21 protein-coding genes are annotated in these 25,916 nt (G+C 68.1%); 8 read left to right on the top strand and 13 right to left on the bottom strand.

Annotated features, from left to right (window positions below; translation table 11 throughout):
- Positions 1–25 precede the first annotated feature (25 nt).
- The 7 genes from JQ639_RS27075 to JQ639_RS27045 all read right to left on the bottom strand — a co-directional run bounded on the left by JQ639_RS27075 (position 26) and on the right by JQ639_RS27045 (position 8,260).
- Entirely contained in the window at positions 26–877 is an 852-nt protein-coding gene (locus JQ639_RS27075) for a shikimate dehydrogenase family protein (RefSeq protein ID WP_211990944.1), read from the bottom strand.
- Between the two features lie 133 nt (positions 878–1,010).
- Positions 1,011–1,919: a LysR substrate-binding domain-containing protein gene (locus JQ639_RS27070; protein ID WP_211962308.1), complete on the bottom strand. Its 909-nt coding sequence runs from the start codon at positions 1,917–1,919 to the stop codon at positions 1,011–1,013.
- A gap of 293 nt (positions 1,920–2,212) precedes the next feature.
- Positions 2,213–3,205: a SphA family protein gene (locus tag JQ639_RS27065; protein WP_211962307.1), complete on the bottom strand. Its 993-nt coding sequence runs from the start codon at positions 3,203–3,205 to the stop codon at positions 2,213–2,215.
- Between the two features lie 204 nt (positions 3,206–3,409).
- Positions 3,410–4,816 carry an amidase family protein gene (locus tag JQ639_RS27060; protein WP_211962306.1) on the bottom strand — a complete coding sequence of 469 codons (1,407 nt, stop codon included), beginning with the start codon at positions 4,814–4,816 and terminating at the stop codon, positions 3,410–3,412.
- A gap of 125 nt (positions 4,817–4,941) precedes the next feature.
- A complete protein-coding gene (locus JQ639_RS27055; protein ID WP_211962305.1) occupies positions 4,942–6,477 on the bottom strand; it encodes a sodium:solute symporter family protein in 1,536 nt (511 codons plus the stop codon).
- A gap of 41 nt (positions 6,478–6,518) precedes the next feature.
- Positions 6,519–6,752 (bottom strand): hypothetical protein, encoded by a 234-nt coding sequence (locus JQ639_RS27050; protein ID WP_211962303.1) that lies wholly within the window; start codon positions 6,750–6,752, stop codon positions 6,519–6,521.
- 143 nt (positions 6,753–6,895) lie between these two features.
- The gene (locus JQ639_RS27045; protein ID WP_211962301.1) at positions 6,896–8,260 is read right to left on the bottom strand and encodes an aminotransferase class III-fold pyridoxal phosphate-dependent enzyme; all 1,365 of its coding nucleotides are present in this window, start codon (positions 8,258–8,260) and stop codon (positions 6,896–6,898) included.
- Between the two features lie 219 nt (positions 8,261–8,479).
- On the opposite strand from JQ639_RS27045, the gene JQ639_RS27040 reads away from it, so the two are divergent.
- Both JQ639_RS27040 and JQ639_RS27035 read left to right on the top strand, forming a co-directional pair.
- Complete coding sequence (locus JQ639_RS27040) at positions 8,480–9,088, top strand: TetR/AcrR family transcriptional regulator (RefSeq protein ID WP_211962299.1); 609 nt, start codon at positions 8,480–8,482, stop codon at positions 9,086–9,088.
- A gap of 369 nt (positions 9,089–9,457) precedes the next feature.
- Positions 9,458–10,693: an MFS transporter gene (locus JQ639_RS27035; RefSeq protein ID WP_211962298.1), complete on the top strand. Its 1,236-nt coding sequence runs from the start codon at positions 9,458–9,460 to the stop codon at positions 10,691–10,693.
- A 33-nt stretch (positions 10,694–10,726) separates the two neighbouring features.
- Here the strand turns inward: JQ639_RS27035 and JQ639_RS27030 are convergent, their stop codons facing one another.
- Entirely contained in the window at positions 10,727–12,649 is a 1,923-nt protein-coding gene (locus JQ639_RS27030; RefSeq protein WP_211962297.1) for an ABC transporter ATP-binding protein/permease, read from the bottom strand.
- A gap of 59 nt (positions 12,650–12,708) precedes the next feature.
- On the opposite strand from JQ639_RS27030, the gene JQ639_RS27025 reads away from it, so the two are divergent.
- Positions 12,709–13,167, top strand: a complete 459-nt coding sequence (locus JQ639_RS27025; protein WP_211962296.1) for an NUDIX hydrolase — start codon at positions 12,709–12,711, stop codon at positions 13,165–13,167.
- Between the two features lie 2 nt (positions 13,168–13,169).
- Here the strand turns inward: JQ639_RS27025 and JQ639_RS27020 are convergent, their stop codons facing one another.
- The gene (locus JQ639_RS27020; protein ID WP_211962295.1) at positions 13,170–14,168 is read right to left on the bottom strand and encodes a VOC family protein; all 999 of its coding nucleotides are present in this window, start codon (positions 14,166–14,168) and stop codon (positions 13,170–13,172) included.
- A 177-nt stretch (positions 14,169–14,345) separates the two neighbouring features.
- On the opposite strand from JQ639_RS27020, the gene JQ639_RS27015 reads away from it, so the two are divergent.
- A complete protein-coding gene (locus JQ639_RS27015; protein ID WP_211962294.1) occupies positions 14,346–15,140 on the top strand; it encodes a DNA-binding transcriptional regulator in 795 nt (264 codons plus the stop codon).
- A 231-nt stretch (positions 15,141–15,371) separates the two neighbouring features.
- Here the strand turns inward: JQ639_RS27015 and JQ639_RS27010 are convergent, their stop codons facing one another.
- On the bottom strand, positions 15,372–16,595 hold the full coding sequence (locus tag JQ639_RS27010; RefSeq protein ID WP_211962292.1) for a cytochrome P450: 1,224 nt from the start codon (positions 16,593–16,595) through the stop codon (positions 15,372–15,374).
- A 39-nt stretch (positions 16,596–16,634) separates the two neighbouring features.
- The gene (locus tag JQ639_RS27005) at positions 16,635–17,786 is read right to left on the bottom strand and encodes an ABC transporter substrate-binding protein (RefSeq protein WP_211962290.1); all 1,152 of its coding nucleotides are present in this window, start codon (positions 17,784–17,786) and stop codon (positions 16,635–16,637) included.
- Positions 17,787–17,970: 184 nt separating this feature from the next.
- Between JQ639_RS27005 and JQ639_RS27000 the strand changes: the two genes are divergently transcribed.
- From JQ639_RS27000 to JQ639_RS26990, 3 genes are read left to right on the top strand one after another with little or no spacing between them, the layout of a single operon-like run.
- A complete protein-coding gene (locus JQ639_RS27000; protein WP_211962288.1) occupies positions 17,971–19,017 on the top strand; it encodes an NAD(P)H-quinone oxidoreductase in 1,047 nt (348 codons plus the stop codon).
- A 4-nt stretch (positions 19,018–19,021) separates the two neighbouring features.
- Entirely contained in the window at positions 19,022–20,560 is a 1,539-nt protein-coding gene (gene mhpA, locus JQ639_RS26995) for a bifunctional 3-(3-hydroxy-phenyl)propionate/3-hydroxycinnamic acid hydroxylase MhpA (protein WP_211962286.1), read from the top strand.
- Between the two features lie 43 nt (positions 20,561–20,603).
- The gene (locus tag JQ639_RS26990) at positions 20,604–21,449 is read left to right on the top strand and encodes a fumarylacetoacetate hydrolase family protein (RefSeq protein ID WP_211962284.1); all 846 of its coding nucleotides are present in this window, start codon (positions 20,604–20,606) and stop codon (positions 21,447–21,449) included.
- 437 nt (positions 21,450–21,886) lie between these two features.
- Here the strand turns inward: JQ639_RS26990 and JQ639_RS26985 are convergent, their stop codons facing one another.
- On the bottom strand, positions 21,887–22,339 hold the full coding sequence (locus JQ639_RS26985; RefSeq protein ID WP_211962282.1) for a baeRF12 domain-containing protein: 453 nt from the start codon (positions 22,337–22,339) through the stop codon (positions 21,887–21,889).
- Between the two features lie 335 nt (positions 22,340–22,674).
- On the opposite strand from JQ639_RS26985, the gene poxB reads away from it, so the two are divergent.
- Positions 22,675–24,411 carry a ubiquinone-dependent pyruvate dehydrogenase gene (gene poxB / locus JQ639_RS26980; RefSeq protein ID WP_211962280.1) on the top strand — a complete coding sequence of 579 codons (1,737 nt, stop codon included), beginning with the start codon at positions 22,675–22,677 and terminating at the stop codon, positions 24,409–24,411.
- Between the two features lie 52 nt (positions 24,412–24,463).
- On the opposite strand, the gene JQ639_RS26975 is transcribed toward poxB, so the two are convergent.
- Positions 24,464–25,879: an amidase gene (locus tag JQ639_RS26975; protein ID WP_211962278.1), complete on the bottom strand. Its 1,416-nt coding sequence runs from the start codon at positions 25,877–25,879 to the stop codon at positions 24,464–24,466.
- Positions 25,880–25,916: the final 37 nt, after the last annotated feature.

Here is a 25,916-nt window from a genome sequence, read left to right as displayed (position 1 = left end):
AGAACAAGAACCTCGCCCGGCGCATTCAGTGTCCGCCGGCCGCACTGCCGCCGGCGACACGGCCGTCGAGCAGAAAGCCGACCATGGCGTCGAGCTGGTTGAACATCACGGCCTCGCCGAGCTGGATGCGACAGCCACGCCGCTTCGCCTGGTCCAGCAGCGCGGTGACCGGCGGCTTCATCACCACCTCCGCAACCAGCATCGCCGGGTCGAGCGCGGCCGGATCCACCGGCAGCGGATCGTCGGGCTTCATGCCGAGCGGGGTGGCGTTCACCACCAGCGCGCAACCGGCTGGATCGGGACGGTCGAGCACCATCACGCCGGGAAAGCCGCCGCGCGCCAGATGGGCCGCGAGCGCTTGCGCGCGCGGCCGCGACGCGTCGTAGAGCCGCAGCTCCGCCCCCTCGCGCACCAGCTCGGCGGCAACCGCCGATCCCGCGCCGCCGGCGCCGACCAGCAGGGCCCGCTGCCCGCGCGGCGCAAAGCCGCTCTGCGCCAGGCCGCGCGCGAACGCAAAACCATCGACCATCTCGCCGCGCCACCGGCCATCACCGTCGCGGCGCGCGAGATTGACCGCGCCGGCGAGCCGCGCCCGTTCGGTGAGGTCGTCGACCAGGGCGGCCATCGCGAGCTTGTGCGGCACCGTGATCACGAGGCCGTCGAGATTGCCGATCCTGCACAGCGCCGCGAACACATCTGCGAGATCCGCCGGTGTCACATGCATGGGCAGCAGTGCGGCATTGGCGCCAGCCTTGCGCATCAGCTCGGTGGCGGGGAATGGCGCACGGACCTGGGCCACGGGATCGCCGAGAAGGCCAAACAGGCGCAACTCGCCATTGGGAAACTGCTCGCTGGCCAGCCGTCCCGATTGAAGCACGCTCATCTCTCCCCGCATGGGCCGCGCATCGGGCATCATGCGCCGACCGCCATCGTCGTTTGACATGCGGCAGCCGGGCTTGGCGAACGAGAAAGATTAATCCGCGCCATTAGCAAACGCTATGGCGCGCGGCTCAGGCCTTGAGATGCGCGATCAGGAAGTCGCGGAAGCGGCGGATGCTGAGCGGCGGATCGCTTGCCGCCGTCTCGATGGTGATATCGATCGGCGGCAATGCCGGAAAGCCGTCTTCCGGCGTGAGGATACGCAGGCGATCCCCGATGCTGGTGTGGTTGAACACCGACACCGCAAGGCCCGCGGCAACGGCGGCCTCGAGCGCCGCGGTGTGCTTGCTGAGATAGGCGAGACGCCAGTCGCGGCCGATCGCTTCCAGCGTCGAGATCGCGAGCTGGCGAAACATCGCGCCGGGGGCTGACAGCGCCAGCGGCAGCGGCGTGCGCAAGTGCGGCGAATTCTCCAACGACGTCGCCCACACCACCTCGTCGGTGCGCAGCACCACGCCGCGCCGCTCGTCGCGGCGACTCATGCCGATCAGCAGATCGACTTCCGCGCCGAGCGCGGCGCGCATCGCCGCCCAGGTGTCGGAATGCACCTCGATCTGGATATCAGGATACGCGCTGCAGAATGCCGCGATCACCGGCGGCAGCACGCGGCTGGCGTAGTGCTCCGTGGCGCCGAGCCGCACCTTGCCGGCGACCCGCTCGGGATCGAGGCTGCCAAGCGCCTCCTGGTTGAGTGCGATCAGCCGCCGCGCATAGTCGAGCAGCACCTCACCCTTGTCGGTCAGGCGGAACTGGCCGGGACCGCGCACGATCAGGCTGGCGCCGGCAACCTCCTCGAGGCGCTTGATCTGCAGGCTGATCGCCGCCTGGGTGCGATGCAGGCCATCGGCGGCCGCCGTGAAGCCGCCGGCTTCGGCGACGGCGACGAACGCCCGGATCAGCTCCATGTCGAGCAACGGGCTGCGCAGCCCGCGCCGCAGCTCGATGCGTGATCCGGAGGTGGGAGACGAGCGCTGAGCCATCGCGATAAGAACCCGAAGTACCGCGCCCCGCGACCGGCGAAGCGGTCCGCGGCATCTGCCGTCGTACCGGCACGTTCGGCATTATTCGTTCGTCTCGTGCCGCGATGTCAATATTACGGGGGGCCGTGGGCGGGCGATCCAGGCATGCGCAGCGGTGCCGGCCGCCCCAGCCGATCCGCGCGCCCGCGCCGGCAGCCTGGCGATGAACCGCCAACGCCGTGTTTCGAAGAAGATCGTGTTTCGATGACGAGAAAGGCGCCCCGAGGCGCCTTTCAGATATCGTGACCGGCCATCTACTTGAAGAACTGCGGCCGCTTCGGCGCCGCAGCCGGTTCATCCGGCGCCCACAGCCGATAGCTGAGGCTGGCGAAGACGCTCCATCCCTTCGTGATCGAAGCGGTGTCCGCGCCGCCGATCGGCGTTCCTCCGGACGCATGGGCGGAGATCTCATCGAACGCCCACACGTTCAATGTCGCCGGCCCGAAGTTATAGCCGACCAGCGCGCCCGCCGCCCATATGTTGTAACGATTGACATTGATGGCGCCGCCATAGAATGAACTGGACTGATCGTTGCTGACCTGGCCGACATAGTAGGCCACCGGACCGATGGTCCAGTTGCCGATCGTTTTGGTTGCGGTGAATTCCGCGTGGAGCACGTCACCGCTCCTGTAGTTAGTGACGGTACTGCGGGTGTTCATTTCCTGAAAGACGTTCGCCGTCAGATTCCAACCGTCCTTGAGGTAGGACACGACGATCTCGGGCTGGAAGGTCCACCACGGATTGCCGACGTTGCCCAGCCCATTGATGCCGGTGACCGTGCCGTTGGGGACATAGATCCCCAGTCCCGCCTTGACGAAGACGCCGCTGTCGCCAAGTCTCCAGCTCAGTTCCGCGGGCACGATGTAGGTGTTGTGCATGCCGGCCTGCTGGAGGTTCAGCGGCCCGCCGACGTCCGCCATGATGAACGGCTGGACGACCACGGCATTGTACGTCCCGCCCAGAAACGTCCAGCCGGGCACCCATAGCAGGCCGGAGGCCTCAACCGCCGCATGAACCGGGGTCGCGCTGCCGCCGACATTGGGAGCGCCGGGACCGACGATGTTGGCCTGATACGTGAACACCTGGTTGAACATATACAGTCCAGGCGGCGGCGCCGTCGCGGCGTTGCCGACCACGATGCCCGGCTTCTGCGCCCAGCCGGGATAACCGAACTCATAGGCCTCCGCGGGCATGGATGACAGTGCCGAAACAAGTGCGGCGGTGACCGCGGCCGATTTCATTCTCATGACGCTCCCCCTCTTCGTGGTCGCAACCGATTTTGCGACTGCCCCGGCCGACGCGCGCCGGCCGATTTCCTTGAGTTGTCGTTTGCGGACGGCGGAATCTCCGCGCGCCCAGCCGGCATCTGCCGGCGCGGCCGCTCATCGGCTACGCCGTCCTGAATCATGTGCACTGCGAAAACGTCGGCTCCGGCCGAACGCGCGGCGCGCCTACTCTCTCGGATCGATCGGCGTCCTGATCGACGCCCGCGCCTCGATGGCTTGCGCCGCATCGAAGCAGACATCCTCGCGGAAGCGGCCGGCGACCACCTGCACGCCGACCGGGCTGTCGCCGACCACGCCCGTCGGCACCACCACCGACGGACAGCCGACGACCGCAACCGCCAGCAGCGGCTGCTGGGCATCGATCATGGCGCGCACTTCCGGCTCGCTCTCCTGGTCGAGGCCGTTTCGGAACGGAAGCTGATGCGACACTGGCAGCACGACGACGGGATAGCGCTCCATGAACAGCTGCCATGCGCGCATGATTCCCAGCCGCCGCGCGAAGCCGGCCAGGATCTGGTCGCCGTCCAGCTTCGGTGCGTAGGCGATGTGGCTGTCCATGTTGCGCCGGCTCTTCTCGTCGCCGAACTGGCGCATCGCAGGCGCAAGGAAACGCTGCTCCTCGTTGATGACGAGTTCGTGCCAAAGCTGCGCCGCTTCGCTGAACCGCGGCGGCGTGACCTCCTCGACGAGATAGCCCGCATCGGCGAGGGCCCGTCCGGCGGCGCGAACCGCATCGCGGACCTCAGGCGCGGTGGAGCCGTCTGGGTCCGGCGCGATCGCGGCGCGGATCGGATGATGCAGACGCGCGCCCTCGAGCGGCACCGGCATCCAGTTGCCGTCCCGCGGATCGCCCGCAGCCATCACCGCGAGGCCCGCGCGCAGATCGGCAATCGAGCGCGCCAGCGGCCCCTGCACAGCCATCAGTTGCGCGGTGAGCGGGGCATCTTTCTTCCAGGATGGATTGAACTGGGGGATGCGCCCCGGCGTCGGCCGCAGCCCGGCGACGCCGCAGGCATAGGCCGGATAGCGGATCGATCCACCGAAGTCGTTGCCGTGCGCGATCGCGCCCATGCCGGCCGCGACCGCGGCCGCGGCGCCGCCGCTCGATCCGCCGGGCGTCAATCGCCGGCTCCATGGATTGCGGGTCGCGCCATGCAGGTCGTTGTCGGTAAACCAGCGATGGGAAAACGCCGGCGTGTTGGTGCGCCCGACGATTACCGCCCCGGCCTTGCGCAGGTTCGCCACCACCGGATGATCCTCGGTCGCGATCCCGTCGCGAAATGCGACGACGCCATCGGTGGTCGCGCAACCGCGCTGATCGATGTTGACTTTGACGGTCACCGGCACGCCATGCAGCGGCCCGAGCGCGAGGCCGGCCTTGACCGCCGCATCGGCCTGATCGGCCGCCGCCAGCGCCTCGTCGGCCAGCACCTGCACCACCGCATTGACCGTCGGGTTCACCGCCGCAATGCGATCGAGGCTCGCCTGAACCGCCTCCCGGCTCGAAATGCTGCGATCGCCGATCGCCTGCCCCAGTTCGGTTGCCGACCATCGCCAAAGATCCCGATGCATCGTCCTTTCCTCCCTTGATGTCTCGTTGATATTGTCGGCGCCCCGGCGGCGACGATGTTTGTTCGTCCGGCATGCGTCCGCAGCACGAGGCCTCGTGAGCAAGGCCTCGCCGCTGTCCGGGCGTGCTAGCGGTGCGCGACACTCTCTGCCGCCAGGACGGTGACCGCCGCCCCTGTCACGGCCGATGCCTCCGGCGCGGGCCGTGCGACGCTCGCGAACATGTCGTCCACCCGCCTGCGCTCGGCGTCAGGCATCCGGATCAGGTAGGCCGCCGCGACATAGATCACGAGATTGACGGCGAGCGCGATCACCCCGGACGTCAGGCCATAAGCCCACGGCACGAAGGTCGGATGCGCCATCTCCAGCACCACCGCCACCACGAAGCCGCAGACCATGCCGGCGGTCGCGCCGTACTTGTTGCCGCGTTTCCAGAAGATGCCGACGAACTGCGGCACTGCGAGCTGGATGACGCCCTGGTAGGCGAGGACGGCAAGCGCGAACAGTTGCGGAATCTCGAAGCAGGCGATCACCGCGCCGAGGATGGTCATCGCCAGCATGCCGAGCTTGGCCGACAGCAGCATCTGCCTGTGTTCGAGCTTCGCGTAGTTGCCGACGATATCGTTGGCGATCTGCGCCCCGCTGGCCTGGATGCCGCCGTCGATCGCGCCCATCGACGCCGCCAGCACCACCGTTCCCGCCAGCGCCAGCATCCAGGTCCCGCCGGCCTTCTGGCTGACGATGAAGAACACCTCGTGCGGAGCAGCCTGGACCTCGGGAAAAATCGATCCGAAGAACGCGAAGAACGTCAGCGCCAGGTAGAACAGATAGGACAGCGGTACACCGATCGCTGCGGACTGCTTCAGGCTGCGAACGCCATCGGCGGTGTAGAGACGCACGAACACCGCCGGCCAGCACCATCCGCCGAGCGCGCCGGTGAACATCAGCGCGAACAGATAGAGCGGCCCCGTGGGCGAGCCGAAGCCGGGAATGTCGAACATCCGCGCCGGCATTTTGTCGAAGCCCGCCCCTTGCGTCGTCACCAGCCAGATCGTCATGCCGAGCAACAGGATCGCCCCGCCGATATAGGCGACGATGCCCTGGAACATGTCGGAGATCACCACCCCGCGCATTCCCATCCGGATGGTCCAGAACTGACGGACCACCATCACCAGCACGCCGATCACGACGCAGGCGGGAAAGCTCATCTGTCCGAGCGACAGCGCATGAAAAACCACGCCCAGCGCCTGCAGCCCGAGGATCAGCCAGGGAAAACTCGAAACGATGCCGATCACCGCCGCGACGGTGCGAATGTGTCTGGAATTGTAGCGCAGCGCGAACAGATCGGCCTGCGTGCGCAGGTCGAACTGCGAGCCCCAGATCCATACCCGCTGGGCCATCAGATACATCACCACGACGGTCAGCAGACCGCAGGTCAGTCCATAGAAACCGAGCACGCCGGCCCCCGCGGACAGCCCGGCGAAGGCGACAAACGTCGCGCCGGGATACCACGTGTTGAGAAACGACATCGCCTGATAGAAGCCACCGAACGACCGGCCGCCGACCGCATAGTCGGTGAAGGACTTATCGGCGACGAAAGACCTCTGAAGAATCCAGATCACGAGCGCGAAAAAGATCGCGACCACCCCATATGTGACCACCATGTGCCACGCCTCCCCTCATTATTGTTTTTTGAAACGCACCGTCAGCCGCGCGGGCGCGCGGACTCGTCGAGAAAATAGGCGACGACAAGGCTGGCGGAGATGAACAGGCCGACCGCCACGAAGTAGAACACCGACAACGGCAAACCGATCACGCGCGGATCGGCTCCGCTCGCAGCCCAATAGATCGGTGGAAACAGTCCGACGATCGCATCGAGCGCGAACCACGCCACGATGACCGGTCTTGTCCCGGACGCCGCGCTTATTCTTTTCAACATGGGCTCCTGCTCCTCGTCATGGCTTGCCAGCATTACGTCCGCACGCGCCGGGATCGGCGCAGCCGTCCTCCCGCCGTGCCCGATCGGCACGGCTCCGCATCGGTTGGCACGCCGGGCGCGCACGCAGCGCCCGGCGCCGCGCTTCATTCCACGGCTGAAATTGCCCTGTCGAAGACGTCCACCATCTCGTCGACGTGGGCTCTCGTGAGTGTCAGGGGCGGAGACATGATGAATGTATCCGCCATATTCCGGATCAACACGCCGTTCTCGACGCAGCGCTCCCACACACGCGCGCCAAATCGCTCCGACAGCTCGAATGGCTTCTTCGTGTCCTTGTCCGCCACCAGCTCGACAGCGACCATCAGGCCCATGCCGCGGATATCGCCGATATTGCGATGCCTGGGTGCGAGACCCGCCAGCCGCTCCAGCAGGTAGCCGCCGACACTGCCGGCATTGGCCGGGAGATTTTCCGCCTCGACGATGCGCAGATTGGCGATGCCAGCCGCACAGGCCAGCGAATGTCCGGCATAGGTATTGCCGTGCATGAAGGTGCGCGGCGAGAACTCGTTGCGATCGTCGGTATCGAAGGCTTCGGCGATGCGCGCAGAGACCATGGTCGCGCCCAGCGGGACATAACCGCTGTTGATCCCCTTTGCGAACACCATGATGTCGGGCTTCACGCCGAACGCCCGGCACCCGAACATGCTGCCGGAGCGCCCGAAGCCCGTGACGACCTCGTCGGCGATCAGCAGCACGCCATGGCGATCGCAGATCTCGCGCACCAACGGCCAGAAGTTTCGCGGCGGCACGATGACGCCGCCGGCCCCCTGGATCGGCTCCGCGATGAAGGCGGCAACGCTGTTGGGCCCCTGATGGATGATCTCGCGCTCCAGCAGCATGGCGCAGATCCGGCCAAGCTCTTCCGGATCGGTGGTGAAGGGGTTGCGATAGAGATGAGGCGTCTCGACTTGAGAGAAGCCGGGCAGCAGCGGCTCGTAGGGTGCGCGATAGACCGCCTTGCCGTTGAGCGACAGAGCCCCCAGCGTCACGCCGTGGTACGCGTTGCGCAGCGAAATGAACTTGGTGCGTCCCGGCTGGGTCAGGTGCCAGTACTGCCGCGCGATCTTGATCGCGGTCTCGACCGCCTCCGAACCGCCGGACGAAAAGAACACGCGCGTCATGCCCTCGGGCGCGGCGAGGCGGCACAGCACCTCGGCGAACTCGACCGACGGCAGGGTCGTCGTGCTGCCGAACAGCGAGTAGTAGCTCAGCTTGTCGAGCTGGGTGACGATGGCCTGCCTGATTTCCGGCCGGCCGTGGCCGACATTGACGTTCCAGAGTCCGCCCTGACCATCGAGATATCGCTTGCCGTTGCGATCGGTGACATAGACGCCTTCGCCGCCCTCGATGCACAGCGGCGGATTTTGCGCCAGAAAGCCGGCATTGGCGAACGGATACAGGATGTCCTTTGTCAGCCGGTCGTTTTTCAGGTCTTCAGTCACGTCCATTTTGGCGTCTTCCCCGGGATTGCGGCACGCAAGCCTGCGGCCGCTCGTTCGTTGTTCCCGAACCATATCCACGCCGGCCATATCTGGTCAAGCGACCAAATTGGTCATTCGACCAGTTTTTGGGCCGCGTGCGATCGGCCCCACCGGCTGAGGCCACGAACGGCGCCGCCGCCCGCGTCGGAATTGACAAACCGCCGGAGGGCGGCAAAGAAGACAGCCATGACGGACGTGACGACGAAAAGCGACAAGACCCGCGCCCAGATCATCGATGGCGCGATCCGCGCGTTGTGCGAGACAGGCGTCCTCGGAACGACCACCCGCAAGATCGCCGCGGCATCAGGCGTGCGGCTGGCGACGCTGCACTATCATTTCGAAAGCAAGAGCGCGCTTCTCGTCGCCGTCCTGGAGAAGCTGATCGACGACGCCATGCCGGCGCTTCGGGAAGAGGCCCGCAGCAGCGCCGACCTCGACGACTGCATCGAGCGGCTGCTCCGCACGGCGTGGCGCTCGATCACACGCACCAAGGACCTGCATATCGTCCAGTACGAGTTGACGCTCTACGCACTGCGTGAAGGCGCGCAATGGCTGGCCGACCAGCAGTACAGCGCCTACGTTCAGCTCTACCGGCATCATCTGGCCCAGGTCGCCGACGGCCTGTCTCCGGCTGCGAGCTCCGCGCTTGCCCGGTTCATGGTGGCCGGGATCGACGGCCTGATCTTGCAGGAACTGGCCAAGCCCAGCGCCGCACGTTCGAAACAGGGACTGGAAGCGCTGATCGACGCCGCCAGGAACTATGCCCGGCAGCTCAAGACCGGAGTGGCTGACTGAGCCATCCGGCTTCCCGTTCTGCTCCGGGCGGCGCCAGCATCAACGGACCCATCACCGGATCGGCAGCGCACGGATAGCGCCATGTCGCGCAACGGGCTGAGCAGCCGCCCCGCAGCGCGATCCATGTCCCGGAGATCAGACACGCCGAGCCAGCGATGCGGATGGAATTCCGCATGCCGGTTGCGAGGCCCGCGGCATATGGTTTCCTTATCGGCGCGATAAGCATTACTCGTTCGCCTCCCGCACCGATGTCAATATTCTACGCCACCAGACCATGGCGACGCGGCTCTGCGCGGCGCTGCGTTCCACGCAGGGCCGCCGACAACGACGCGCGCCATCAAGCAACAACGACATCCCGGGAGGATCTCGATGCCGACCATGACGGCCGACGAGGCCAGTGGCGCGCCCACCACAATGGAATGCAGCACCACCACGACCTCGGCCTATCGCTGGATCATCCTGCTGCTCGTGTGGTTCGGCTTCCTGCTGTCGTTCGTCGACCGCCTGATCTGGACAAGCGTTGGCAGCGCGGCGGCGCCATCGTTCGGGTTGTCGCTGGCGGCGCTCGGCTCGTTCGTCTCGGCGTTCTATCTCGGCTACGTCGTGTCCACGGCGCTGGCGGGGCTCGCCAGCGACCGCCTTGGCCCGCGCCTGACACTGACCCTGGCCCTGATCCCGCTCGGCGTATTCACGGCGGCGTTCGGCATGACGACGTCGGTCACCGCCGGTCTCGTGCTGCAGGCGTTGATGGGCCTGACCGCCGGCGCCGACCTGTCGGCCGGCATCAAGCTGATCATGAGCTGGTTCGACGTGCGCGACCGCGGCCGCGCGATGGGCCTGTTCATGACTTCGACCTCGCTCGGCGTCGTCGTCACCAACGCGCTGGTGCCGCAACTTCTCGCCCATCTGCCATGGAGCGGCATCTACCAGGCGGCCGGCCTCGTGACCTCGGCATTCGGCGTGCTGTGTTTCGTGCTGATCCGCGACACCCCGACCGGCGAGCCGACACCGCGGATCGGCTGGCGCGAGCTGCGCACCGCACTCACCAATCGCCAGTTCATGTGGGCCGCGCTCGCCGGTATGGGAGGCGTGTGGGGCACCTGGGGCTTTGCGATCTGGGCCAGCGCGCTGATGATCCACGGCCTGAACCTGCCGCCGGTCATCGCCGGCAGCATCGTCGCGACCTATGGCCTCGTGGCGATCGCCGGCAAGCCGGCGATCGGCTGGCTGTCGGACTGGCTCGGCGGCAAGCGGCGCATCCTGGTCATGATCGACCTGCTGCTGTTCGCGGCCCTGCTGCTGGTAATGGGAACGCTGAGAAGTGCGACGGCCCTGTGGATCGTCGCGCCGCTGCTTGGCCTCACGGCGTTCGTCTACAGCCCGCTGCAGAACGCGATGGCCGCAGAAGCCGGAGGCCAGGCCGCCGGCACCGCCGCGGGCGTGTCGAGCGCGCTGGGATCGATCGGTACCTGCCTGGTGCCGCTGGTGGTCGGCATCGGCTTTCAGGCGACGCAGTCCTACGCGGTGGCGTTCGCGATCCTCGCGCTCGGGCCATTCCTTGGCGCATTGTGCATGATCCCGGCACGCGACACGCCGCGACCGTGACCGCGGCCCCCGCGCCCGACGGTACGCATGCGCTCAGGTCGGGCGCGGCGCGGCCCGCTGGCGCAGCCAGCGGCCGAGCAGGCGGCGCCGGCCTCGATGGGGCACGAGATCGATGTCGCTGACCAGCTTCGCGCCGCCCTTGCGGCGCTCCAGCACGATCTTGCGGCTGTGGAACGCCTCGAGCTCCGGGCGATGCGCGACGCTGACCACGGTGGCGTTCCTGAGCTCGTCGCCCAGCAGTTGCATCAGCTTGTCCTGGCTCTTGTCGTCGAGCGCGGAGGTCGCCTCGTCGAGCACGACGATGTCGGGATTGTGCAGGAACAGCCGGGCGAAGGCGAGGCGCTGCTTCTCGCCGCCGGACAGCGTCTGGTCCCACGGCGCATCTTCTTCCAGCTTGTCCTTGAGATGACCGAGGCCGACCTTCTCGAGCACCTGTGCCATCTCCTCCACCGTCCAGTCGTCCTCGGCCGCCGGATACGCTACCGCGCGGCGCAGCGTGCCTGATGGCACGTAGGGCTTCTGCGGCAGCATGAACAGTCGGCGGTCGGGGTGGAAATCGACATTGCCGCCGCCCCATGGCCACAGGCCGGCGATGGCGCGCACCAGCGTGCTCTTGCCGCTGCCGGATTCGCCGGCGAACAGCACGCGCTCGCCGGCATCGATGCGCACGTCGGTCTCGCCGACCACCGCGGTGCCGTCGTCGAGCGTCACGGAAAGATCGCGCAGCCGCATCATTGCTTCGTCGTCGGTCTCGCCGCGCTTGATGCGACCGATGCCGTCGCCCTGCTCGGCGCGTTCCAGACCGTCGAGCGACATCATCAGAGAGGCGATGCGGCGCGCACCGGCATTCCACTCGGCAAGCCGCGGGTAGTTGTCGACCAGCCAGCCGAACGCCGCCTGCACGATGGTGAAGGCGGACGCCGCCTGCATCACCTCGCCGAGCGACATGCTGCCGTCGAGAAATTTCGGCGCGCACAGCAGGATCGGGATCACCGGCGCGATCAGGCTGGAGCCCTGCGACACCACAGTCGTGCGCATGTGCTGGCCGGCGAGCCGCGCCCACTGCCGCAGCACGTTGCCGAACGAGCGGTCGATACCGGCACGCTCCTCTTCCTCGCCGCCGAGCAGGGCGATGCTCTCGCCGTTCTCGCGGACGCGCGTCAGCGCATAGCGGTAGTCCGCCTCGGCCTGGTTCTTGCTCTCGGACACTGCGACGAAGTTGCGGCCGATCCAGGTCATCGAGCCACTGGCGACGACCGCATAGGCCACGGCAGCGATCACCAGGAAGCCGGGAATGGTCACCGTGCTGCCGCCGTATGACAGCGTCAGCGCGCCGCCGATGGTCCACAGCACCACGATGAAGGTGGTGGCCGACAGGAATGCGGAGGTCACCCCGGCGGCGAAATCGACCGGCGCGTCGGTCGCGACGCGCAGATCCTCGGCAATGCGGGACTCAGGGTTCTTGTGGTCGCCGCCGACGAGATTGAGCTGGTAGTAGCGACCATGGGCGAGCCAGCGCGTCAGCACGGCGTCGTTCAGCCAGCCGCGCCAGCGCCGCTGGATCGACATCCGCGCAAACACCTGCAGCACGCCGAGGGCGACACTGCCGAGCGCGAGCGGAATGAAGATCGAGGTGAGGAAGAACACCCGATCGGAATCATGCTTCTCCAGCGCATCGAAGATCGAGCGATTCCAGACGTTGATGCGGTACTGGATGATGAGATTGGCAACGATCAGCACGAACAGGCCGACCGTGAAGGCCCACGCCCAGCGCCCTCCGCCCCTGCCCCAGAAGCCGCGGCCGCTGATCCAGAACCGCTGCAGCAGATAGGCGCGCCGCGCCTCCTCCTGCTCCTCCGGCGACAGTTCTGGGTCGTCTTCCAGGATTTCCGGCGGCGGCGGCACGACGGCCTTACCGTCTTCGGCGTTGATCTCGCGAATGGGGGCGTGCTTCATGGACAGCTAACGGCGACCGGAACCCAAAGTTCCATGGTGCCGGAGCGGAGGACGCGCAAATGCCGGTCTTGAGCGCAGGCGTGCTGATCCATCGCACCCGCGACAATGCCGTGGAAGTGCTGCTGGTCCACCCCGGGGGACCGTTCTGGCGCAACCGAGACGACGGTGCTTGGTCGATTCCCAAGGGCGAGATTGAGCCCGGCGCCGACGCCGAGGCGACCGCGCGGCGCGAGGTCGCCGAAGAAATCGGCGTCATCATCGATGGTCCGCTCACACCACTCGGTGAGGTGCGCCAGCGCGGCGGCAAGCGCGTCATCGGTTTCGCCTTTGCCGGCGAGGTCGATGCGGAGGCGATCCGCAGCAATACCTTCGAAATGGTATGGCCACCGAACAGCGGCGTGACCCGCAGCTTCCCCGAAATCGACCGCGCCCGGTGGTTCGATTTGCCGAGCGCCCGCACCAAGATGCTCGACGGCCAGCGCCCGTTCCTCGACCGCCTGCAGGCGCTGCTCGGCTGACTCTACTCCCGCCCGATCACGGCATCGAGCCATGGGCAATTCAATGATGGGCAGTCGAGCGGCGGCACCTTCGGGTCCGCCACCCGCACACCGCGCGCGGCGGCGGACAGTCGCATGTCGCGCAGCCGCTTGCGCTGGTCGTCCGGCAGGTGGAGGCGCTCGTGCCCCCAGAGCGAGGGGCCGTCAAAGGTCTCGTGCGGCTGCCACGTCTCCGGTTCGATGACGCGGCCGCCCCAGCCATACTCGATGAAAAAGCCCGACGGCGTGTGGACGTAGAACGACGTCATGTGATCGTTGGTGTGGCGCCCCAGCGTGTAGGCGATGCGACCGTCGTCGAGCTGCGCGAGATCGTAGCCCTGGCCGACGTCGTCGAGCGTGCCGACCTCGACCATGAAGTGATGCAGCGCGCGGCGGCCCGAGCCGACCATGGCGAAGCTGTGGTGACGGCCGTTGACGTGAAAGAAGTACAGCTTGTACGGCGTCAGGCCGAAATCGGAGACATGAAAGCCGAGCAGGTCGCGGTAGAACGGCAGCAGCGGCTCGACGTCCTCGACATTGAGCACGACATGGCCCATGCCGAGCGCGCCGGTGCGAAAGCCGGTGATCGGCCGTCCCGGCCGGAACGGTTCTGTGGCGAGCGCCGGAGCGCAGAACGCCTCCAGCGGATTGCCGGCGGGATCGTGGAAGCGGATGACGTCGCCGACGTGGCGTTCGTCAGCGAGCGCGCGCGTGCCGCGCGTCACCGCGACGCCATGGTCGTCGAGCCGGCCCGCCAGACGGTCGAGCTCGGCGCGCGTGGGAACCTCCCAGCCCATCACCGCAAGGCCGGCATCCCCGGCGCCATCGACGATCAGCCGCTGCGTGCGATCATCCATGCGGAACGCGCGCATTTTGCCACCACGGTCGACCTGCTGCATGCCGAGCAGGCCCGTCGCCATGCGCGACCAGTCGTCAAGCTGCGACGACTGGATGCCGACATAGCCGAGCGCCGTGATTTCCATCCGCGTCTCCCGTCCGTTTGAGGCCCGCGACATCGCGGCACGCCTTGTCTCCGGCGACCCGCCGCAATCCTATACCGCGCCCACGCATCCTGCATTAACATGGCGGGCGAACCGCGCTTCGCCGCGACATCATGACCATATCGGCGCGGCAGCCGCCGGCAAGGAGAGGAATTGCAAGTGTCCAGAGAGCGGACGCCGCCGGGGGCCGCCCCCACACGGTCGGCCACGGTGCGCGCCTTCAAGCGCGGCCTCGACGTCCTGCACGAGGTCAACCGCTCCGGCGGCATCCGCGCCGGCGACGTGGCGCGCCAGCTCGACCTGCCACGGCCGACCGTCTACCGGCTGCTGGAAACGCTGGAGGAGCTTGGCTACGTCGCCCGCAGCGCCAGCGACGACCGCTTCCGCGTGACGCGGCGCGCCAGCAGCCTCGGCGACGGCTACGATCCCGGCGTCGTGATCTGCCAGGCGGCCGCGCCCGTGCTGGCGGAGCTGAGCAAGCAACTGGTGTGGCCGGTCGACCTGTCGACCTACGAGAACGCCGCGATGGTGGTGCAGGAGACCACCCATCCGCGCAGCCCGCTGTCGATCGACCGCGGCATGATCGGCAAGCGGCTGCCACTGCTGCGCACCTCCGCCGGGCGCGCCTATCTCGCCGCATGCCCGCCGCGCGAACGCGACGTCATCATCAGCCATTTGCGCCGCATCGACGAGGCCGAGGACCGCGCGCTGCTGGAGAGCGAGCGCCTGGCCCGAATGCTCGCCGATACCGCAGCCCGCGGCTACGGCATCCGCAGCGAGGGCGAGTACAATGCGAAGACCTCCAGCATCGCCGTGCCAATCGTGCGCGGCGACGTCGTGTTCGGCTGCATCTCGATCATCTGGATCCGCTCGGCGCTGACGCTGGAGGAAGCGGTGGCGAGCTTCGCCGCGCCATTGCGCGAGGCAGCCGAGTCCATTGCGGTGCGGCCGTGACAGCCGGCCTCAGAGGCTGACCGAAAAAGGAATTCGGCCCTCATAAAAGAGGCGGCGCGTTCCGCATTTCTCCGTCGTGGCCGGGCGACGCGATCCGTCTTCAACGGATCGCCAGGACTAAGGTCTCCCGGCCACCCCGCTTAGGAGCACAGTGCCTCCCTTGCCGGGGTCGCCGGGACAAGCCCGGCGACGACAAACATCTGGGGCGATCATTGCCTTTTCGGTCAGGCCTCAGGCCGTCACCCGCACCGGCAGGGACGCAAGGCCGCGCAGCACGTTGTTGAGGGCGAGCTCCGGCTCGCCGATCGTGAAGCGCGCGACCTCCTCCACCAGCACCTCGAGCAGCGCGGCCATCTCCAGCCGCGCCAGATGCAGCCCCGCGCACATGTGCGTGCCGTTGCCGAAACCGAGGTGATCGTTGGCGCGGCGCCGCACATCGAAGGTCTCGGCATCCGCCCACTTGCGCTCGTCGCGGTTGGCCGAGGCATAGAGCAGCACGGCGCGGCTGCCGGCGGGCAGCGTGACGTCGCCCACCACCGCATCCGCCACAACAACACGGGTGAAGCCGCGGATCGGCGATTCCAGCCGCAGCGCCTCGTTGATGGCGTTGGGGATCAGCGCGGGATCGGCGCGCACGAGATCCCACTGGTCGGGATGGCGGCCGAACAGCAGGATGAGATTGGCGGTCGCGAAGATGGTGGTGTCGAGGCTCGGGCCGAGATAATCGCGCATCAGCACCGGGCAGCGCTCGGGCTCGACCTCGCCGCGGTCCGCCGCCTGGAAGATGCGCTCGCCCCAGCTGTCCGGCCGCAGCCTGTCGCGGATCGCGGCGCCGCCGAGATAGCTGCGCATCTCCTGCACGTCGGCCATGGCGGCGCTGCCGCGCTCGTTCATGGTGCCGAGCACGTTGAAGGTCGCCGCTGCCCAGCGCAGCATGCTGCCGCGGCCGTAGTCCTCGAGGCCAACCAGTTCCGAGACGATGGTGAGCGGCAGATGCTGGGCGAGATCGGTCACCGCGTCGAAGCTGCCGCGACCGACGAGATCCTCGACCAGCCGCCGCGCCTCGGCGCGGATCTGCGGTTTGACGTCCTCCAGCGCCCGCGGCATCAGCGGCGCGGCGATGATCGCGCGCAGCCGATCGTGCAGCGGCGCATCGCTCGCCAGCGTGGTTCCCTGCGACATCGCGTTGACGGCGTCGTTGGCGGCAACGCCGGCGGCCGACGAGAACACCGCCGGATTGCGCAGCGCGGCGCGCACGTCATCGAAGCGCGCGATGGCGTAGAGCTGGTTCTGCGGCAGCCACACGGCGGCGCCGAGATCACGCAGCGCGCGGTAGTGCGGATAGGGATCCTGCAGCACATCCGTGCCGTAGAGATCGACGTCATAGACCGGGCAGCCGGCCGCGACGGCGGGCGCGCTGGCCACGGCTCCATGGGATGCGACCGGACAGGGCATGCGGCGATCCTTCGGTTGAAGCGGCGAACGGCGGCGCGATCAGCGCACCGCCACCCACTCGCCCTTCTCCAGCCGCCCCAGCGTCAGCGCGCTCTGGTCGAGACCCGTGTGGTCGTTCGGGCCGTAATTGTAGACGCCGCGCGAGCCGGCGACCCCCTTGAGGCCTTCGATGGCCGTGCGCAGAGCCTCGCGGAATTCGGGCGTACCGGGTTCGGCGCTCTTCAGCGCCACGGGCGCGGCATGGTCGAGCAGGACCAGCGCGTCGTAGGCCGAGCCGGCGAAGATGTTGCGGCTGCCCTCGCCGAACTTGCCTTCGTAGCGCGCAATGAATTCCAGTGCCGCCTTCTTCGCCGGATATTCGTCAGGGAACGAGGCCGCGCCGATCGCCGGGCTGAGCGGCACGAAGATGCCGTTGCCGCTGGCGCCCGTCAGCTTGCGGAAGTCGCCGAACGTGGCGCCGAGCGTGCCATAGAGCGGCCCGGTATAACCCTTGTCGCGCAGCTGCAGCAGCGGCAGCGCCGCCGGCGCGCCGGAGGCGGCGATCAGCACCGCGTCGGGACGCCCGGCGATGATCTTGAGCACCTGCCCGAGCACGGTCTGGTCGGTGCGGGCGTATTTCTCGTCGGCGATGATCTCGATGCCGGCAGCCTTGCCCATGTCGGCGGCGACCTTGCTCCAGGCATCACCATAGGAATCAGAGAAGCCGATCAGCGCGAGGCGCTTGACGCCGCTGCGCTTCATGTGGGCGAACAGCGGCGTCGCCTCGTGGTCGTCGTTGGTGGTGGTCTTGAAGATCCAGCGCCGCCTGGCGTCGACCGGCGAGACCAGCGCGTTGACCGGCGCCATCGAGATCACCGGCACCTTGTATTCGACCGCCGGATCGATCACCGCGAACGAAGCCGGCGTGGTGGTGGGCCCGACCAGCAGGTCGATGCTGCGCTCGTGCACGAGCTTACGGAACGCCGCCGCCGCCGCGGTGCTGTCGGAGGCTTCATCGAGGAAGTGGTAATTGACCTTATGGCCGGCGATCTCCGTCGGCCCGAACGCCGTGCCGTTGCGCTCGGCATTGCCGATCGCGGCCCCCGGCCCGGTGGCCGACAGCACGATGCCGACATTGATGTCGGCGGCGGCCACCGGCGCGGCCAGCAGCGTCAGTCCCAGCAAGGCACCCAGCAGCGATCGCGGCGTCATCATGTCCTCCCACAGTGTCGTCCCGGGCTTGGTCGCCCTTGTCCCCCGTCAGTACCCAACGGCGCCGGTCGGCGGGAAGCCCCATCGCCACGTTGTCCGGCTGGCGGACAATGGTTGTCCGGGGTTTGGCTTCCGCCGTACCCTCCTCTATGGGCGAGGCACCGTACGAGGACAGGCCGACGACATGAGCGAAACCACCCAGCGCGCGATCATCATCACCGCCCCGGGCGGCCCGGAGGTGCTCACCGAGCGGCCGGACTGGCCGCGGCCGGAACCGCTCGGCCCGGACGATGTGCTGATCGCGGTCGCTGCCGCCGGCGTCAACCGCCATGACTGCAACCAGCGCGCCGCCGGCCCCACGCGCGAGCCCAATCCGGTGCCGGGCCTCGAGGTCTCCGGCCGCATCGTCGCTGCGGGCGCCCACGTGCCGCCGACCCGTATCGGCGAGGCGGTGATCGCGCTCACCGATGGCGGCGGCTATGCCGAATATGTCGCGGCCGACCAGCATCTCGCGCTGCCGCTGCCGCAGGGCTTGAGCTGGATCGAAGGCGCGGCGCTGCCGGAGGCGCTGTTCACCACCTGGCTCAACTTCGTCGAGCTGATGCGGATGGCCGACGGCGACAGCGCGCTGATCCATGGCGGCGGCAGCGGCGTCGGCACCACCGCCATCCAGTTGCTGCGCGCGCTCGGCCACGACGTCTACGCCACCGCTGGCACGGCGGAGAAGCGCGCCGCGGCGCTGGCGCTGGGGTGCCGCGCGGTGTTCGACTACGACGATCCGTCGCTGTCGGACGCGATCCGCGCCGCCACCGACGGACGTGGCGTCGACATGATCCTCGACACCTCCGCCGGCGCGCATATCCGCCATGACCTCGCCGCGCTCGCCCCCGGCGGCCGTCTCTCCTTCCTCTCGCCCGGCGGCGGCAAGGAGCTCGGCGTGCCGCTGCGCGCGCTGATGGCCCGCCGCATCAGCCTGACCGGCGCGCTGCTGCGCGGCACGCCGCTGGCGCTGAAGCGCCGCCTCGCCGACGGCCTGCGCACCCGCGCCTGGCCGCTGCTCGGCACCGCGGTGCGGCCGCGCATCGACCGTGTCTATGCCCTGGCAGACGCCGCGAAGGCGCACGCCTACATGGAGAGCAACCACCACATCGGCAAGATCATGCTCGCCGTCCGCTCCGCGGACAGCTCGGACACACCGATTGAAGGCGAGAGACGTCCGCGCGACAGATGACCGCATGACCCAGACCATCGCCCCTGCCTCGACCTGCGACGTCGCCGTGATCGGATGCGGTCCGGTCGGCGCGACGCTCGCCAACCTGCTCGGCCTGTGCGGCCTGCGCACCACCGTGCTGGAGCGCGAGGCCAGAGCCTATCACCTGCCGCGCGCCGTCCACTTCGACGACGAGGCGATGCGCGTGTTCCAGACCATCGGCCTCAGCGAGCCGATCCTGCCCCATGTCACGCTCAGCCCCGGCATGCGCTTCGTCGATGCCGAGGGCCGCATGGTGCTCGACTGGTCGCGCTCCGCCGCGCTGACGCCGATGGGCTGGCATCTCAGCTACCGCTTTCACCAGCCCGATCTGGAAGCCGTGCTCAATGCCGGGCTGGCGCGCTGGCCCACGGTCGATGTGCGCCACCGCTGCGACGTCTACGCCATCGACCAGGACCACGACGGTGTGCGCGTGCGCTACGAGGACCTCGCCACCGGCAAGCTGGAGGAACTGCGCGCCGCCTACGTCGTCGGCTGCGACGGCGCGCGCTCGCTGGTGCGGCGCTTCATCGGCTCTGCCATGGACGACCTCGGCTTCCATGAGCGCTGGCTGGTGGTGGATGTGCTGCTGAAACGCGACCGCAGCGACCTCGGCGACTACAGCATCCAGCATTGCAACCCGCAGCGGCCCGCGACCTACATCCGCGGCACCGGCACCCGCCGGCGCTGGGAGATCACCGTGCTGCCGCATGAGGACGCCTTCGCCGTGAGCCAGCCGGCGCGCACCTGGGAGCTGCTGGCGCCGTGGATCACGCCGGACGATGCCGACATCGAACGCGCCGCGGTCTACACCTTCCATTCCACCATCGCCGAACGCTGGCGCAACGGCCGCCTGCTGCTCGCCGGCGACTCGGCGCACCAGACGCCGCCGTTCCTCGGCCAGGGCATGTGCGCCGGCATTCGCGATGCCGCCAATCTGGCGTGGAAGCTCGCGGCAGTGATCAGCGGCCGCAGCCGCGACAGCCTGCTCGACACCTACCAGAGCGAGCGCGCGCCCCATGTCCGCGAATTCATCGAACTCGCCATCCGCCTCGGCGGCCTGATCAACACCAAGGCGACGGAGCAAGGCCTCGCCGCCGGTATCGCCCACAAGGATGCGCCGGCGAAGCTGGAGGTGAAAAAGCCACTGCTTGGACCCGGCCTCGCCGCGGGCGCGGCAACCCTCACCGGCACCGTCGCGCCGCAGTTCACGCTGCGCGGCGGCCGGCGCGGCGACGATGCCGTCGGCTATGGTTTTGCCCTGCTCGCGGACACGACCCTCGCCCGCGACATCGCCGCAGCCGACCACGCGGCGCTCGCCGCCGCCGGCGTCACGCTGCTCGGCGGCGCGGACGCGACCGGCCTCGACGACTGGCTCGGCGGGCACGGCCTGCGCGCGGTGCTGATGCGGCCCGACCGCTACGTCCTCGGCGCTGTGCGGCGCGGACACGACACCGAACTTCAAGACCTCGCCGCGCTGCTCACTGCGCTCGATGGCGCCACGCAGGTGCCGACCGCGGCCTGACTTTCATACCCGATCGACGCAACATCCAACACGAGGACTGATCATGAAGCTGCTGTCATTTACCGCGGAAGGCCGCACGAGCTATGGCGCCGTCAAGGACGGCGGCGTCGTCGATCTCGGCCGCCGGCTCAAGCCGCGCACCCTGCGCGAACTGCTGGAGACCGGCGGCATCGCCGAGGCCGCCGCAGCGCTGCAGGGCGCGGCCGCGGACTTCGCCCTCGATGCCATCACTTATGCGCCGGTCATCCCCGATCCCGCCAAGATCATCTGCGTCGGCCTCAACTACCGCGACCATGTCGCCGAGGTCGGCCGCACCGTCACCGAGAAGCCGGCGCTGTTCGCGCGCTTCGCCACCAGCCAGGTCGGTCACCTGCAGCCGGTGATCCGTCCGCGCGTCTCCGAGCATTTCGACTACGAGGGCGAGCTTGCGCTCGTCATCGGCCGCGCCGGCCGCCACATCCGCCGCAAGGACGCCCTCGCCCATGTCGCCGGTTATGCCTGCTACAACGAGGGCAGCGTGCGCGACTGGCAGCGCCACACCACCCAGTTCCTCGCCGGCAAGACCTTCGACAGATCAGGCGCATTCGGGCCCTGGCTCGTCACCGCGGACGAGATCTCCGATCCGTCGAAGCTCAAGCTGGAAACCCGCCTCAACGGCCAGACCGTGCAGAGCACCACCACCGACATGATGATCACCGATGTGCCGGACCTGATCGCCTACTGCTCGACGGTGATGACGCTGCTGCCCGGCGACGTCATCGTCACCGGGACGCCCGGCGGCGTCGGCATGAAGCGCACCCCGCCGTTGTTCATGAAGCCCGGCGACACCGTCGAGGTCGAGATCTCCGGCGTCGGCCTGCTGCGCAACCCGGTGGCGGCGGAAGAATAAGCACGACCTGTTTGGGGTCACACTGCCCCGTCATCCTGAAGTGCGAGCCAACGGGTCCCACGCGAAGCGCGGCTCGATGACAAGCTACGCGAGCCTCGAAGGATTAACGGCCCGGAAGCTGCTGCTCGGGCTGTCGCCCTTCGAGGGTCCCGCTGCGCGGGACCACCTCTGTGGCTGGCTGAAAATGGGGGGCATGCCATGGCGTGTCACAGCGCTCGCCGTTTCTCTCTGTCGTGGCCGGGCAGCGCGATCCGTCTTTAACGGATCGCTGGGACCAAGGTCTCCCGGCCACCCCGCTTAGGGACGCAGTGCTTTCCTTATCGGGGGCGCCGGGACAAGCCCGGCGACGACAAAGATTAAGGTCGGTGATTGCATTTTCAGTCAGACTCTCAAGGTGACGGATAACGCGACCATGACGTCGCATCCTCCTCGCTCCCTCACGCGGCGAGGAGATGCGCCTCGATATCGTCGACGGGATGGCGCGTCAGGTCCTTGTTGATCTCGGCCCGCACCCGCGACTTGACCTCCGCCGACATCTCCTGACGCAGCTCCGCCAGTGTGCGTGGCGGCGCGACCACGACCAGCGCCTTGACCTGACGCTCGCGCACCAGCAGCGTCATCGCCTCCGCGACATGCCGCACGAAGTGATGCTGCTCCAGCGCATGCCAGTCGGTCGGCTCCAGCGCGCTGCGCCGGCTGGCATCGGCGCCCTGGACCGTGCGCCCCGGGCGATCGGTTCCCTGATCGTGGGTCGGCGGATTGTCGTCGACGAATACCTGCTCTACCTTGAGGTTGAGGTAGAGCTCGTCGCCATCGTTGCGCAGGAACAGCGCCTTGTGACCGTCGCCGACGAAAACGAATGCGTCATGGGGGATCTTCAACCTGGTCATCATGTCTCCGAACATTGTGGTGGGCCGTCGACCGGCTCGCCATCATCCTCGCGCGCCCGACATCGCGCGCCCTTGACGTCGGTCAAAACAAGACCGGCATCGCAAGACCGACATCGAAAGGCGGCGATCATGCGGCAGGCCGAGGGCGACTACATCGATCACGCAATTGTTGACCGCGCACCGGTCTGCGCGCCGGGAGAGATGCTAGGGTGCGTTCCTCCCGGACGGCGCCACCGGGCATCCGACCACTTTCCCGCGGCGCCGCCCTGATCAATGCCGGGACGTCCCCGGTGTTCCAGTTCGATCGCAGGCCTCCCGAACCGAAGGAGTGAACCATGGCGAAGACCGTCGCCGATCAATTTGCCGACATTCTGGCCGCCGCCGGCGTCAAGCGCATCTACGGCATCGTCGGCGACAGCCTCAACGGCCTGACCGACGCCATCCGCCGCCAGGGCAAGATCGAGTGGGTCCACATGCGCCATGAGGAGGTCGCGGCGTTCGCCGCCGGCGCCGAAGCGCATCTCACCGGCGATCTCGCAGTGTGTGCCGGCAGTTGCGGCCCGGGCAATCTCCATCTCATCAACGGCCTGTTCGACTGCCATCGCTCGCGTGTGCCTGTGCTGGCGATCGCCGCCCAGATTCCGTCGGCCGAACTCGGCAGCAACTATTTTCAGGAGACGCACCCCGAAACCCTGTTCCAGGAGTGCAGCCACTACTGCGGCGTGATCAGCGGCCCGAACCAGATGCCGCGCACGCTGGAGATCGCCATCCGCCAGGCGGTTGGCAACCGCGGCGTCTCGGTGGTGGTCATCCCCGGCGACATCGCGCTGCAGCCGGCGCAGGATGCGCCGCCGCCGAAAGCCGACGCGCTGCTGCCGCGGCCCGCGATTGCGACGCCGCCGCAGGCGGACATCGAACGTCTCGCCGCACTGCTCAACAGCGAGGGCCGCGTCACCTTGCTGTGCGGCTCCGGCTGCGAAGGCGCGCACGCCCAGTTGCTATCGCTAGCCGATCGCCTCAAGGCACCGATCGTACACGCCTTCCGTGGCAAGGAGCATGTCGAGTGGGACAACCCGTTCGACGTCGGCATGACCGGCCTGATCGGGTTCTCGTCGGGCTACTATGCGATGCTCGACTGCGACATCCTGCTGATGCTCGGCACCGATTTCCCCTACCGCCAGTTCTATCCGCGCGGGGCCAAGGTGCGGATCGCCCAGGTCGACCTGCGGCCCGAACAGATCGGCCGCCGCGCCGCCGTCGACCTCGGCCTCGTCGGCGACGTCAGGGCGACGCTCGACGGCCTGCTGCCGCTGCTCAGGGACAAGACCGACCACAGCCATCTCGAACGCGCGACGAAGCATTACCAGAAGGCGCGCAAGGACCTCGACGATCTCGCGCTCGGGAAGGCCGGCCGCCGTCCGATCCATCCGCAGCAGGTCGCCAAGGCGCTGAGCGACCAGGCCTCGGCGGATGCGATCTTCACCTGCGACGTCGGCCTGCCGACGGTGTGGGCGGCGCGCTATCTCGCCATGAACGGCAAGCGGCGGCTGATCGGCTCGTTCTGGCACGGCTCGATGGCCAACGCGATGCCGCACGCCATCGGCGCGCAGAAGGCGTTTCCCGACCGTCAGGTGATCTCGCTGTCGGGCGATGGCGGCTTCACCATGCTGATGGGCGATTTCCTCAGCCTCGCGCAACTCGGCCTGCCGGTGAAGGTGGTGGTGTTCAACAACAGCGCACTCGGCTTCATCGAGATCGAGCAGAAGTCGACCGGCTTCCTCGACTTCGGCACCGACTTCAAGAACCCGAACTTCGCGGCGATGGCGGAAGCCTGCGGCATTCGCGGCATCCGCCTCGAAGACCCCGCCGACGTCGACCGCGGCGTCGCCGCGGCACTTGCCCACAACGGCCCGGTGCTGATCGACGCCGTGGTCAGCCGCACCGTGCTGCCGATCCCGCCGGCGATCACCGCCGACATGGCCAGGGGATTCACCCTCTACATGGTGAAAGCCGTGTTCAACGGCCGCGGCGACGACCTCGTCGATCTCGCGCGCGCGAACCTGTGGGGTTGATGCCGCAGCCGGGTCGAACCGTGCGGCGGCGTCAGCCCGTCACCGCAACAGGTCAGGCCGCCGCCTTCGCCGATGACGGCTGCAGCCGCAGCGAAGGCTGCGGGAACGCGCCCCGGATCGCCTCGTAGGCACGGCAGGCGCGCAGCACCAGCGCATCCTGATCGTGGCGGCCGACGACCTGCAGGCCGATCGGCATGCCGGCCACCGTCCGGCCGCAGGGAATGCTCGCCGCCGGGTGGCGCGTGACATTGAACGGCCCGGTCAGGCGCGGTGGTCCGAGGATGGAATCCGGAAAGGTGCCGGCTTCCGGCGCGCCGACATGGAAGGTCGGCAGCACCAGGAGATCGTAGCGCTCGAACCAGGCATTGACCTCGCGGCCGAGCTCCATGCGGTCATGGATCGCATTCATGTAGTCGAGGCTCGACAGCTTGCGCCCGACCTCGGCGAGTTCGCGCACCCGCGGCTCGAGCAGCGCATGTTTATCCGCCGGCAGTTGCGCGACGCCGCCGAGGGTCGCCACCACCCAATGGGCGCCAAGGCACCTGAGGACATCGGCGATGCGCGGCGGGTCACTCTCTTCGACGCTGGCCCCGAGCTCGGAGAACTGCTTCACGGCGGCCTCGACGCTCGCCGCCGTTTCCGGATCGACCGTCACGTCGGAGAGACCGAGCCTGCGGCTATAGGCGATCCGCAATCCCTTGACGCCGCGCTCCAGGCCATCGCGATAGTCGACCCGGCGCGGCGGCAGTTGCGACCATGCCCGCGCATCGGCGCCGGCCATCACCGTCAGCGCCAGCGCCGCGTCCTCGACGGTGCGGGTCAGCGGGCCGACGTGATGCATCGTGCCGTACCAGCCGGCGGGAAAGGCCGGCACGCGGCCGTAAGTCGGCTTCAGCCCGAACACGCCGCTCCAGCCCGCCGGCACGCGGATCGAGCCGCCTCCATCGGTGCCGACGGCGATCGCGCCCATGCCCGAGGCGACGGCCGCCGCGGCACCGCCGCTGGAGCCGCCGGGGGTCAGCTTCGGATTCCACGGATTGCGGGTGATGCCGGTCAGCGGCGAATCCGTGACGATCTTGTTGCCCATTTCCGGCGTCGTGGTCTTGCCGACCACGATGGCCCCCGCGTCCCGCAGCCGCGCGACACAGGCGGCGTCGTCGCTCGCAACCGTATCGTCGGTGACAAGCGAGCCGTAGCGCGTCGGCATGCCCCGTACCGGCAGATTGTCCTTCACCGAGACGACGACGCCGTCGAGCGCGCCCTTTGGCGCCGCGCCGGACCAGCGCGCCTCGGACTCGGCCGCCTCGCGCAACGTCTGCCCTTCGTCGACATGACAGAACGCATTGATGGCGCCATCGCAACTGCGGATCCGCTCGATCGCCGCACGGGCGACATCGACCGGCGACAGCGTCCCTCGCGCAAAGCCGCGCAGTTGGTCGGCCGCGGTCAGGTCGGCGAGCTCGTTCATGGTGGCACTCCTCGACAGATGATGATCCATGGCCCTG

This window comes from Bradyrhizobium sp. U87765 SZCCT0048, from assembly GCF_018131225.1.
Lineage (GTDB): Bacteria > Pseudomonadota > Alphaproteobacteria > Rhizobiales > Xanthobacteraceae > Bradyrhizobium_A.
Note: the sequence above shows the minus strand (reverse complement) of the source record. Positions and strands in the feature narration are given on the sequence as shown.

What these genes read in the sequence shown, in the direction of transcription:
- JQ639_RS27065 (WP_211962307.1), bottom strand. Translation starts at nt 3,205, where the DNA reads ATGAGAATGAAATCGGCCGCGGTCACCGCCGCACTTGTTTCGGCACTG.
- mhpA (WP_211962286.1), top strand. Translation starts at nt 19,022, where the DNA reads ATGACCCAGACCATCGCCCCTGCCTCGACCTGCGACGTCGCCGTGATC.
- JQ639_RS27040 (WP_211962299.1), top strand. Translation starts at nt 8,480, where the DNA reads ATGACGGACGTGACGACGAAAAGCGACAAGACCCGCGCCCAGATCATC.
- JQ639_RS26990 (WP_211962284.1), top strand. Translation starts at nt 20,604, where the DNA reads ATGAAGCTGCTGTCATTTACCGCGGAAGGCCGCACGAGCTATGGCGCC.
- JQ639_RS27070 (WP_211962308.1), bottom strand. Translation starts at nt 1,919, where the DNA reads ATGGCTCAGCGCTCGTCTCCCACCTCCGGATCACGCATCGAGCTGCGG.
- JQ639_RS27005 (WP_211962290.1), bottom strand. Translation starts at nt 17,786, where the DNA reads ATGACGCCGCGATCGCTGCTGGGTGCCTTGCTGGGACTGACGCTGCTG.
- JQ639_RS27045 (WP_211962301.1), bottom strand. Translation starts at nt 8,260, where the DNA reads ATGGACGTGACTGAAGACCTGAAAAACGACCGGCTGACAAAGGACATC.
- JQ639_RS26975 (WP_211962278.1), bottom strand. Translation starts at nt 25,879, where the DNA reads ATGAACGAGCTCGCCGACCTGACCGCGGCCGACCAACTGCGCGGCTTT.
- JQ639_RS27020 (WP_211962295.1), bottom strand. Translation starts at nt 14,168, where the DNA reads ATGGAAATCACGGCGCTCGGCTATGTCGGCATCCAGTCGTCGCAGCTT.
- JQ639_RS27000 (WP_211962288.1), top strand. Translation starts at nt 17,971, where the DNA reads ATGAGCGAAACCACCCAGCGCGCGATCATCATCACCGCCCCGGGCGGC.
- JQ639_RS27050 (WP_211962303.1), bottom strand. Translation starts at nt 6,752, where the DNA reads ATGTTGAAAAGAATAAGCGCGGCGTCCGGGACAAGACCGGTCATCGTG.
- JQ639_RS27035 (WP_211962298.1), top strand. Translation starts at nt 9,458, where the DNA reads ATGCCGACCATGACGGCCGACGAGGCCAGTGGCGCGCCCACCACAATG.
- JQ639_RS27030 (WP_211962297.1), bottom strand. Translation starts at nt 12,649, where the DNA reads ATGAAGCACGCCCCCATTCGCGAGATCAACGCCGAAGACGGTAAGGCC.
- JQ639_RS27025 (WP_211962296.1), top strand. Translation starts at nt 12,709, where the DNA reads ATGCCGGTCTTGAGCGCAGGCGTGCTGATCCATCGCACCCGCGACAAT.
- JQ639_RS27055 (WP_211962305.1), bottom strand. Translation starts at nt 6,477, where the DNA reads ATGGTGGTCACATATGGGGTGGTCGCGATCTTTTTCGCGCTCGTGATC.
- JQ639_RS27060 (WP_211962306.1), bottom strand. Translation starts at nt 4,816, where the DNA reads ATGCATCGGGATCTTTGGCGATGGTCGGCAACCGAACTGGGGCAGGCG.
- JQ639_RS27010 (WP_211962292.1), bottom strand. Translation starts at nt 16,595, where the DNA reads ATGCCCTGTCCGGTCGCATCCCATGGAGCCGTGGCCAGCGCGCCCGCC.
- JQ639_RS26985 (WP_211962282.1), bottom strand. Translation starts at nt 22,339, where the DNA reads ATGACCAGGTTGAAGATCCCCCATGACGCATTCGTTTTCGTCGGCGAC.
- poxB (WP_211962280.1), top strand. Translation starts at nt 22,675, where the DNA reads ATGGCGAAGACCGTCGCCGATCAATTTGCCGACATTCTGGCCGCCGCC.